General features: G+C 45.7%; 11 protein-coding genes. 2 read left to right on the forward strand and 9 right to left on the reverse strand.

Annotated elements, in window-relative coordinates:
• Window positions 1–58: 58 nt before the first annotated feature.
• From Q0323_RS07545 to Q0323_RS07555, 3 genes are read right to left on the reverse strand one after another with little or no spacing between them, the layout of a single operon-like run.
• The gene (locus Q0323_RS07545) at window positions 59–376 is read right to left on the reverse strand and encodes a dihydroneopterin aldolase (RefSeq protein ID WP_177388069.1); all 318 of its coding nucleotides are present in this window, start codon (window positions 374–376) and stop codon (window positions 59–61) included.
• Window positions 373–1,116, reverse strand: a complete 744-nt coding sequence (plsY, locus tag Q0323_RS07550) for a glycerol-3-phosphate 1-O-acyltransferase PlsY (RefSeq protein ID WP_298053143.1) — start codon at window positions 1,114–1,116, stop codon at window positions 373–375. Before plsY ends, Q0323_RS07545 begins: the two co-directional genes overlap by 4 nt.
• A gap of 12 nt (window positions 1,117–1,128) precedes the next feature.
• Window positions 1,129–3,420, reverse strand: a complete 2,292-nt coding sequence (locus tag Q0323_RS07555) for a DUF87 domain-containing protein (RefSeq protein ID WP_298053146.1) — start codon at window positions 3,418–3,420, stop codon at window positions 1,129–1,131.
• Window positions 3,421–3,514: 94 nt separating this feature from the next.
• On the opposite strand from Q0323_RS07555, the gene Q0323_RS07560 reads away from it, so the two are divergent.
• Window positions 3,515–4,438 (forward strand): methylenetetrahydrofolate reductase, encoded by a 924-nt coding sequence (locus tag Q0323_RS07560; protein ID WP_298053149.1) that lies wholly within the window; start codon window positions 3,515–3,517, stop codon window positions 4,436–4,438.
• Between the two features lie 973 nt (window positions 4,439–5,411).
• Here Q0323_RS07560 and Q0323_RS07565 read toward each other — a convergent pair.
• The 6 genes from Q0323_RS07565 to Q0323_RS07590 all read right to left on the reverse strand — a co-directional run bounded on the left by Q0323_RS07565 (window position 5,412) and on the right by Q0323_RS07590 (window position 8,749).
• The gene (locus Q0323_RS07565; RefSeq protein ID WP_298053152.1) at window positions 5,412–6,410 is read right to left on the reverse strand and encodes a beta-ketoacyl-ACP synthase III; all 999 of its coding nucleotides are present in this window, start codon (window positions 6,408–6,410) and stop codon (window positions 5,412–5,414) included.
• An 8-nt stretch (window positions 6,411–6,418) separates the two neighbouring features.
• Window positions 6,419–7,411 carry a phosphate acyltransferase PlsX gene (gene plsX / locus Q0323_RS07570; RefSeq protein ID WP_298053153.1) on the reverse strand — a complete coding sequence of 331 codons (993 nt, stop codon included), beginning with the start codon at window positions 7,409–7,411 and terminating at the stop codon, window positions 6,419–6,421.
• Window positions 7,412–7,415: 4 nt separating this feature from the next.
• The gene (gene rpmF, locus Q0323_RS07575) at window positions 7,416–7,562 is read right to left on the reverse strand and encodes a 50S ribosomal protein L32 (RefSeq protein ID WP_298053156.1); all 147 of its coding nucleotides are present in this window, start codon (window positions 7,560–7,562) and stop codon (window positions 7,416–7,418) included.
• 18 nt (window positions 7,563–7,580) lie between these two features.
• The gene (locus Q0323_RS07580; RefSeq protein ID WP_298053158.1) at window positions 7,581–7,934 is read right to left on the reverse strand and encodes a hypothetical protein; all 354 of its coding nucleotides are present in this window, start codon (window positions 7,932–7,934) and stop codon (window positions 7,581–7,583) included.
• A 9-nt stretch (window positions 7,935–7,943) separates the two neighbouring features.
• Window positions 7,944–8,357: a nucleoside-diphosphate kinase gene (gene ndk, locus Q0323_RS07585; protein ID WP_298053160.1), complete on the reverse strand. Its 414-nt coding sequence runs from the start codon at window positions 8,355–8,357 to the stop codon at window positions 7,944–7,946.
• A 107-nt stretch (window positions 8,358–8,464) separates the two neighbouring features.
• Window positions 8,465–8,749, reverse strand: coding sequence for a 4Fe-4S dicluster domain-containing protein (locus Q0323_RS07590; RefSeq protein WP_297903244.1), 285 nt, complete (start codon window positions 8,747–8,749; stop codon window positions 8,465–8,467).
• A 180-nt stretch (window positions 8,750–8,929) separates the two neighbouring features.
• Between Q0323_RS07590 and Q0323_RS07595 the strand changes: the two genes are divergently transcribed.
• Window positions 8,930–9,526: a peroxiredoxin gene (locus Q0323_RS07595; protein WP_291939968.1), complete on the forward strand. Its 597-nt coding sequence runs from the start codon at window positions 8,930–8,932 to the stop codon at window positions 9,524–9,526.
• Window positions 9,527–9,715 lie beyond the last annotated feature (189 nt).

The raw sequence follows: 9,715 nt of genomic DNA on the forward strand, positions 1-9,715 counted from the left end.
AATTTTGCGGCGATTTTAACATATTTTAAGCAAAATTTCAAGATTTTTTAAAGAAATTTTAAAATTTTATCTCTATTTCCGCGCCGACGCTCGCGTCTTGTAAAATTTCGGGCTTTAAAATTTTCATATAAAAATAATCCATCGATCGAAATTTTGAGTGAAACTCCTGCGCGAAGTATTTTAGCGCGTCCTCTACGAGGCGAAATTTTTTCTCGCGGAACTCCGCTTTGATATATTCGCAAACCCGCGCATAGTCGATAAATTCTTCTGCTCCAAACTTCGCCCACACCCAGACGCGCTGCTCGCGCTTGCGCTCAAAATCCAGCGTCCCGATTATAGCGCCAAATTCCAGCTTTTCGATTAAAATTTTAATCATACTACGCGCTTTTCCTCGCCCTTAAGCAGCCTGGCGATATTAGGCGCGTGTTTGTAAAATACGATGAAAACTATCAGAAAGATCGGCGCATGAGTGTTGATCGCCGGCATCTGCGGATGGATCACGTAGCTTGCTATCACTAGCGCAAGCGCCGCTGCAAGCGATGCTACGGATGAAATTTTAACCGTCTTGCCGACTACAAACCAAACGGCAAGCGCGATGATAAGCTCGATAGGGATGAAGCAAGCAAGCACGCCGGCTCCCGTCGCAATGCCCTTGCCGCCGTTAAATTTCAGATACGGGCTAAAGCAATGCCCAAGCACTGCAAAGACCGCCATGCTCCATAGCACGTTTTCATCAAAGCTTAAAGCCCGCGCGATCAGTATCGGCAGGACGCCCTTTAGCGCGTCGCAAGCGACGGTGAGGATCGCGAGCTTTTTTGCTTTTTTCGGATCGCGAGTTTTTAAGACGCGAAGGACGTTGGTAGCGCCTATGGAGCCGCTACCCTCGCTTTTGATATCCACGCCGCCGAGGTATTTGCCGATCAGTAGCCCAAAAGGGATCGCAGCGATCAGATACGCCGCGAAGTAGCACCAAAAATTCGGCGCCGTAAATGTCCTATATAAAATTCCAAGAATTCCGCTTCCTAGAATTCCATGCTCATCTCCTAGAAAATATTTTGAGCTCGGATCGCAGAGTGCGGCGTATATGATATTTAAAATTTCACTAAGTTTATCCATAAAATTCTCCCTTTAGCTCTTCCAAAGTAGCGAAATTTTCTCGTCGTAAATGTCGGTTTTCTTCGGCGAAATTTCTTTCGTTTCGAGTTTAATGTTTTTTAGATCCAGGCTCTGTTTTAGCGCGTCTACTTCAGCCTCAAATTTCTGCGTAAGCACTTCCAGCTCCTCTTGTAGCGCGCTTAGGCTATTTTCGGCATTTTTGGCTTCGCTGCGCTCGTTTAAAATTTTATGCGCACTCTTGGCGCCGCTGATCGCTTTAGAGATATTGCTAGCGCTGCGCGAGCGGCCTAAAAACGCGCCCAAGATCGCTCCGCCTATGTTTAGCGCCGCATCCACCCCGCGACTTAGCACGTCGCCCTTTTCTTTCTCGTATTTTTCGCTAGCGCGCGAAATTTTATCCTCAAGGCGCGCCTTTTCCTTTTCAAATTTAGCCGTGATCTCGTCGGTTTTGACCTCTAGGGCTTCATTTGCCTTATCGCCTAGGCGCACGAAAAACTCCTCCCTGCTCTCGCCCGGTTTTGAGAGCAGATCAAGCGCGCTAAAAAGCTCGAGTTTTTCATTGCGATATAGCCACTCCTTAAAGCTTTTAAGCTGAGCGTTTAAATTTTTTGCGCCCGCGATGAAGCTAGGAAGCGCGCCGTAGAGCGAGCCCGCTTGCTCATGTCCGCTTAAATTTGCAACTTCTCGCGTGCTTGCTTCATTCCAATCTATTTCGCTTGCGTCCGAAAGCGAAAGCAAAAAGGAACGCTGCTGCGTAAAATCGACTCCCTTGTCGCAAAATCGCATCTTTGCGCTTGCATACAGATACGGGCTTAGCTCAAGGCTCGCGCCGTAGCTGTAAAGCTGCGAAATTTCAGCAGAAACTACGGGTTTGGCGGAGCCAGCGGATTTGACGCCTTGAGCGGCGCCTGACACGGACGAAATTTCAGCCTTTTTGTCTTTCATTAAATTTGAAATTTGCTCGTTGCTTAAAGGGCCTTTTAAATAACTTAGCGCAAAGCGCGTCTCGATTACCCGCAGCACGTCCTCGTTGATGTTTTTTACCAAAAAATTTCGCTTTTTGAGATTTGAAATTTTCTCCATAAGCACGCTTTTGTCGATCGGATTTGAGCCGATACCGCTTAAGCCGCTGATGACGCGCTCTTTATCCTGCGCGGTCTGCAAGCGCCCGATAAACCACGTACCGATATTGCTAAGCCCCTTGTAATCGAGATCGACCGGGTTTTGCGTCGATAGAACGCAACCAAGACCGAACGCGCGAGCCTGCTTCAGCAGCGTAAGCATCGGAGTTTTGCTCGGCGGATTGCCGTTTGGAGGGAAGAAGCCGTAAATTTCATCCATATAAAGCACGGCGCGCAGCGAGCTCGTACCGCTGGTGGTGCGCATCCATTTGATCATCTCGCCCAAAAGCAGCGTGACGAAAAACATCCTTTCATCGTCGTTTAGATGCGCGATGGAAAATATATTCGCTCTCGCCCTGCCGTTTTCATCAAAGAGCATCTTGGCGATATTTAGCCGCTCACCCTCGCACCAAAGCTTAAAACTAGGGCTTGCGATGAGTGCGTTAATCTTCATTGCAAGCGCCATTCGCTTATCGCTCGGGAAAAAGGTATTGACGTCGAAAACACCGATTTTATCGAAAGGCGGATTGCCGATCTGCGCGATGAGATCCACCACGCTCACCCCCTCGCCTCTACCGAAATGATAAGACAGAATTTGGCTGATTAGTAAAAATTCCGGCGAGCTGAGATTATCGCTGCTAATCCCCGCGAGGCTTAGCACGCTAGTGGCGATACCGCCGACGTAGTTATTCAAATCCTCTTCGTTTAAGCCCTTCGGCGCTTCAAAGTCGCTTAGCAGGCTGATTCCAAGACCCGCGCTTGATTTGGGCGTATAAATTCTAAAATCGGCGCTGTTTTTCAAAAGCTCCACTCTCGTCAGGTCTTGATACGAGCCCTCGATCCCCTCGCGCCAAGTATTTGCGGTCCCCTCGGCGTACTCGCGCACGCTAAGGCCTTTGTTTTGCGCCTCGGCCTCGTCAGTATAAGGCTCAAAATCCTCGGCCCTCATCTGCGGAAAGGTAAGAGCTAAATTCGTTAGATCGCCTTTCGGGTCGATAATGATGGATGGGATATTATCGATCGCGGCTTCCTCTAGCAGCGTGATACCAAGCCCCGTTTTGCCGCTGCCCGTCATTCCTATGATAAGCGCGTGAGTCGTCAGATCCTTGTTTTTATACAAAAACGGCTCGCTGTTTTCAAGCCCCAGATAAAAAAGCTTTAAATTTTCTTGAAGCGTTTTCATTGCGTTCCTTAAATTTGCAATTTGCGCGGCATTATATCATTTAAATTTTTAAATTTAAATTTGCTACAATGTGCGAAAAATCAAGGAATGGCAAGTGTTAAAAGAAAAAATTAGAAACGAAAAAAGCGGAATTTTGCTCTATGGCATCGTTCCGCCTAAAATCACGTCCTCTCAAGACGAGCTCGAGCGCCTAGGTACGGCGTGGTCGCAGCGCCTAGGCGAATGCGAATGCGACGGCATCGTCATCTACGATCTACAAGATGAAAGCGCGCGCACGAAAGATGAGCGGACCTTCCCTTTTGTGCATACGATCGATCCTGCGCGCTACTACACGCAGTATCTACACACCGATAAAGAAGCGATCATCTACCGCGCGGTAGGCAAATACGACGAGGCGGAATTTTGCGAAATTCTAAGGCATGCCGCAAGCGGACTGGGTGTTTTCGTGGGGGCGAGCTCCAAAAACGAAGAATGCAAACTGCATCTAAGCCGCGCCTACGAGATCAAGCGACTTGTAGCGCAGCATCTTTGCCTAGGCGGCATCTGCATTCCTGAACGCCATGAAAAGAGCCGCGACGAGCACCTTAAAATCGCAGAGAAGACTGCAGACGGATGCGAATTTTTTATCACTCAGGCGGTTTATAATGTGCAAAATGCCAAAGATTTCATCGACGATTACGCCGCTTTGGAGTGCAAAAAGGTGCCGATAATCTTTACTTTCACGCCGTGCGGCAGCCTAAAGACGCTTGAGTTTATGAAATGGCTTGGCATCTCGGTGCCAGATTTTTTGCAGCAGCGGCTGCAAAGCAGCGTCGATATCTTGCAAAGTTCAACAGCGCTGTGCGCAGAGATGTTTGATTTCATCTATAAATATGCCCTCGCAAAAGGCGTAAGCGTAGGCGCAAACGTCGAGAGCGTAAGCACCCGCCGCGTCGAAATCGAAGCCTCGCTCAGCTTACTAAAAGAGATCAGAAAAATTATCCTTAAACACGAGAATTTGGGATTTTACGTTATTTAAAATTTTAAACCTGGCGCACGAGCAACACTCTAGATAGTCCAAGCTAACGGAGGAATTTTAAATAATTTCAGATCGCTTTCTAAAAAATAATCGAAATTTTATCCGAACGGAATTTGAACTTAAAATTTATAAAAAATTGCCCCAATAATATGCTTTAATAACTGTCGTCCATAATTGTGAGATGATATTTTGTGCGAAATTTTTCAATGCTTACAATGGCATAGAGCTAGGCCTACCATCAAAACCTATAAATATCTGTAGCTTTCGCACTAAAACTAAACGCATTGACCGCTTCAGTCTGCAGCTGACGCGAGACCGCACCCTCCGGCTCGCCGCTATCTACACAGGGATAATTTTAATATCCTATCCTTTTTTAGAGCATATTGTATAGCGGAGAGATGGAATAACTGGAGGTTTTAACGAACCCAATATAGATACGACGCTCCTGCACTCATGACATAGCGTCCCTTATTGTTCCATTCGTAGTATTTGATTTAAATTTACCGGCGTTTATGCTAAATTTCAAATCTAAGGCAATTTGATGCTTGCTGTTGTGAGCGTTTTGGTATTTGAATTTTATTCTACAGTATATGTGTAGGTCACTCAAAAGATCTACATACGCCGCCGTAAAAATACTTGTCGAGCTTTGCAGCCAATTACAAGCCGTTAATGTATAGAATCAGCTGAAATTAACACCCATTTAAGCTATTGCATATTTGATTTCTTTTATATTCTAAAAGCCCGTCACCAAAAAGCAGCAGACCTAAGACTAACGTCGTTTTACTATCTCACGCAGAAGCCGATATGCAAACTGCGCAAGATTATAATATGATTTCAATCGCAAACGCTTCATTTTAAAATTTTGAAACCTAACTCGGAATAAATATAAATTTGAAATTAGTTTTGTAAATAAGCTTGGAATTTTAACTCTTAAATATGGCGAAATTCAAAGATTAATGAAATTTAAAAAATGCTAGTTTATGCTCTTGCCACCGAATTTCAAAAGCGCGCTGCCCCACGTAAAGCCGCCGCCGAACGCATCAAGTAGCATAAGCGAGCCGTTTTTGAGTCTGCCACTCTCGTAAGCGTCATTTATCGCCATCGGGATCGACGCCGAGCTCGTGTTGCCGTATTTACCGATCGTAAGCACGCACTGCTCGTCGCTAAATTCTAGCCTCGCCTTAACCGCCTCGATGATGCGTAAATTTGCCTGATGTGGGATAAAAAGATCGACCTGCTCGGGCGAAATTTTATTTTTCTCCAAAATATCCACGACGTCGTTACTAAGCGTCGGTACCGCAATTTTAAAGACCTCACGCCCGGCCATCTGCATGAAGCCCAGCTTTTCGTCGATGATTTTTTGGCTGAGTGGATTGACGCTGCCTGGGGCTGCAGTGATGAGAAGATCGCCCTTACTGCCGTCGCTAGCGGTATGAATGTCGATGATTTCGTTATCGTCGCGTGCCGCGATAATCGCAGCGCCTGCGCCATCGCCGAAAAGTATGCACGTAGCGCGGTCGCTCCAATCGACTATCGAACTTAGCTTTTCCGTGCCGATTATCAGTATGTGCTTTTTGGCGCCGCTTTCGATGAGGGATTTTGCAAGCTCTAAAAGATAGATGAAGCCCGTACAGGCGGCATTTATATCAAACGCCGTGATGCCGAAGTTTAAACCCAGCTTATCCGCGATGACGCACGCAGTCGAGGGCATGCAGAAATAATCGGGCGAGATCGTGGCGCAGATTATCGCATCGATCTCATTTTTTTGTAAGCCGCTACGCTCGATCGCCTTTAACGCCGCTTTCGCGCCTAGATCACTAGTACTCTCGCCCTTCGCGATACGGCGCTCATGAATGCCTGTTCGCTTGACGATCCATTCATCGCTCGTTTCAACCATCTTTTCAAGATCGAAATTAGTTAAAATTTCGCTCGGCGCGTATGCTGCGATTGAGATCATCGAGGCTTTTTGCATTCGTTTTCCTATTCGTTTGAAGAAATTTCGCTTTCTATCGCGGAGTTGATTTTGGAGTCTGCAAATTTAAGCGCTTGAAAGATCGCGTTTTTAACGGCTTTCGGGGTACTTTTGCCGTGACTTATGATGACGCACTCTTTGACGCCTAAAAGCGGCGCGCCGCCGTATTCATCGTAATCCGTGCTTTTCTTGATAATTTTAAAGACGCGCTTCATCAAAATGGAGCCAGCGATAGCAATCGGAGATTTTTTTGTTTCGTTTTTGATAAGTTTGCCGATAGCGCTCGCGACGCCTTCGCTGGATTTTAGCATAATGTTGCCAATAAATCCATCGCACACGACCACGTCTACCGAGCCGTCAAAAATTTGATTGCCTTCGACATTACCAATAAAATTTTGCATATTCTTAAGCATATGAAAGGCTTCTTTTGTTACCTCGTTGCCTTTACTATCCTCCTCGCCGTTGGATAATAAGCCGATGCGTGGTGCGTTTAGGCCCATAATCTCCTTGGCGTATGCTTCGCCCATAATCGCGAATTGAAACAAATTCTCAGGCTTACAATCCACATAAGCGCCCACATCCAGCACAAGCGTGCGACCGCCTATGGAATTTGGCATCAGCGTAGCAATCGCCGGGCGTAAAATGCCTTTCAGCCTTCCTATGCGAAGCGTAGCAAGGCTCATCGTAGCACCGCTATGTCCTGCTGATACCACGGCTTTGCAAGTGCCGTCTTTTACTAGATCGACCGCTTTAAAGATGCTACTCTCTTTGCGTTTAAGAGCGTCCGTCGCACCCTCTTTCATCTCGAAAACTTCGCTTGCAGCTACGTAAGTAATATATTTCTCAAAGCCTTGATCTTGTGGAATAAAAGGCTTGATTTGCGCTTCGTCGCCTACCAAAAACGCATTAAATTTACGCTCTCGTAGCGCATCTACGACTCCGTTTATTATCGGCTCGCAGCCGAAATCACCGCCCATCGCGTCTATAGCAACGGAAATCATCGGATTAATATTCGCCCGTAGTTTTGTTTATTCTATGCGGAATTTTCCAGCTTCCGTCTTTATCTTTGACGGGAATCGGAAGGGTCACTTTGTAGTGAGTGCGTCTTTTCGCCGCACGAGTTTTACTAACTCTTCGCTTTGGAACTACCATTTTTTCTCCTTTATAAATTTAGTTCTTGCATTCTTCGCAATAAAAATAGTCGCTTTTGAAAGCTTCCGTTTCGCTTCTTAAAATTTCATCCAGATCAACTTCGGCGCCGAAAAACTCCATAACATCCAAGCTTTCGTGCCTTTCGTCGTTAAAAACACCTTCGCTTAAAAGCAAATCTACACTCTCGTTTACGTCAAGATCAAATTCTTTACCACAGCGGTCGCAAATGTATGGAATTTTACCCTTAATTTTGCCCTTGCACTCGATAAACTTAGAGTCTTTTCGTTTTAAATTTCCGCTAAGCTTAAGCCCGTCCCTCGAAATTTCAAACGGCACGGGCGTGGTGGAAATTTTAGCAAAAGCGATCTTCACGCGGCACTCTTAGCAAATTTCTCTTTTTGCAAAGAAAAATGCGATCTCGATTTTTGCGTTTTCTAGGCTGTCGCTGCCGTGAACGGCGTTAGCGTCGATACTGTCCGCAAAGTCTGCTCTGATCGTGCCTTTATCCGCTTTTTTCGGATCGGTAGCGCCCATTAGCGCACGATTTTTAGCTACGGCATCATCGCCTTCTAGCACCATTACGACCACCGGGCCGCTAGTCATGAACTCAATCAGATCTTTATAAAAAGGGCGATCCTTGTGAATTTCATAAAATTTGCCTGCATCTTCGGCGCTTAGGCATACTTTTTTAGCCGCTGCAATTCTTAGTCCGTGACTTTCGAAACGATCGATAATTTTGCCGATAACGCCCTTTTTAACGGCATCGGGCTTAATAATAGAAAGCGTTTGCTGCATATAATCTCCTTAAAGTGAAAGGCGGATTGTATCGAAAAATAGGTTAAAATTTATTTAAGGATTGAATGAATTAAAATTCCGCGCATTTGATCGCGGAATTTTATCTGCTAAGCAAATACCGGGGTGTCTCCGCTGCGCAGATCCGCACCTATACTATCCCTGCTAGGTTGACCCGCTACGATGTCGCTCCAGACTATACAGCCGTCGGTCGGACAGGCGTTTGCGCACGCAGGCTCGTCGTTGTAGCCCACGCACTCGACGCATTTATCGGCATATACGTAGTAGCTATCCTCGCCGCTTGGGTTATCGCTATCGTCCACGATCGCATTTACCGGGCACTCGTCGATGCATGAGCCGCAGCTTATGCAAATATCGGTGATTTTTACAGCCATTTTTTCTCCTTTATCAAAAAATGAAGCGCGATGATAACATACTAAATTTAAAAAATGATAAAATTTAATATTATCAAGTAAATAAATTTTATTATATAAAAATTTTCATCAAATTTCAGCAAATCTAAAGTTTTAAAATGTATAATCGCCATCATAAATTTTATTAACAAGGAGAAACAAATGATAGTAACCAACAAAGCCGTTGATTTCACGGCAACTGCGGTTTTAGGCAACAACGAAATAGTTGAGGATTTCAACCTCTATAAAAATATCGGCGAAAAAGGCGCGGTCGTATTCTTTTATCCAAAAGATTTTACCTTCGTCTGCCCGAGCGAGATCATCGCGTTCGATCACAGATATCAAGATTTCAAATCCAAAGGCATCGAAGTTATCGGCGTTAGCTGCGATAGCGAGTTTACGCACCTTGCGTGGAAAAATACTCCAGTAAATGCAGGCGGTATCGGCAAAGTGCAGTTCCCACTCGTCTCAGACATTACGAAGGACATCGCGCGCAGTTTCGACGTGCTGTTCGGCAACGCCGTAGCGCTTCGCGGTAGTTTCTTGCTCGATAAAGACGGCACCGTCCGCCACGCAGTCATCAACGACCTACCGCTTGGCAGAAACATCGACGAGATGCTAAGAATGGTCGATACGATGCTATTTACAAACGAGCACGGCGAGGTCTGCCCTGCAGGCTGGCACAAAGGTGACGCAGGGATGAAAGCAGATCCTAAGGGCGTCGCAGAGTATCTAGACAAAAACGCAAGCAAACTATAAGTTGTAAAATTCTTCGCGCGGGCGTACAAATTCTAACTGCGTAAAGTTTAAATTTAGCCTTGCGCAGGCTATTAAAGCTCGCGAAGCTTTCTAAATTCCGCTGCCAAAATTTTAAGTCGCGGCGGCGGAATTCCAAAAATTCCAAAAATTCCAAAAATTCCAAAAATTCCAAAAATTCCAAAAATTCCA

Source organism: uncultured Campylobacter sp. (assembly GCF_938030145.1).
Lineage (GTDB): Bacteria > Campylobacterota > Campylobacteria > Campylobacterales > Campylobacteraceae > Campylobacter_B.

Bases quoted from the DNA above. Each gene is read 5' to 3' on its own strand.
- plsX (WP_298053153.1), bottom strand. From the start codon at position 7,411: ATGATTTCCGTTGCTATAGACGCGATGGGCGGTGATTTCGGCTGCGAG.
- plsY (WP_298053143.1), bottom strand. From the start codon at position 1,116: ATGGATAAACTTAGTGAAATTTTAAATATCATATACGCCGCACTCTGC.
- Q0323_RS07565 (WP_298053152.1), bottom strand. From the start codon at position 6,410: ATGCAAAAAGCCTCGATGATCTCAATCGCAGCATACGCGCCGAGCGAA.
- Q0323_RS07595 (WP_291939968.1), top strand. From the start codon at position 8,930: ATGATAGTAACCAACAAAGCCGTTGATTTCACGGCAACTGCGGTTTTA.
- ndk (WP_298053160.1), bottom strand. From the start codon at position 8,357: ATGCAGCAAACGCTTTCTATTATTAAGCCCGATGCCGTTAAAAAGGGC.
- Q0323_RS07590 (WP_297903244.1), bottom strand. From the start codon at position 8,749: ATGGCTGTAAAAATCACCGATATTTGCATAAGCTGCGGCTCATGCATC.
- Q0323_RS07545 (WP_177388069.1), bottom strand. From the start codon at position 376: ATGATTAAAATTTTAATCGAAAAGCTGGAATTTGGCGCTATAATCGGG.
- Q0323_RS07555 (WP_298053146.1), bottom strand. From the start codon at position 3,420: ATGAAAACGCTTCAAGAAAATTTAAAGCTTTTTTATCTGGGGCTTGAA.
- rpmF (WP_298053156.1), bottom strand. From the start codon at position 7,562: ATGGTAGTTCCAAAGCGAAGAGTTAGTAAAACTCGTGCGGCGAAAAGA.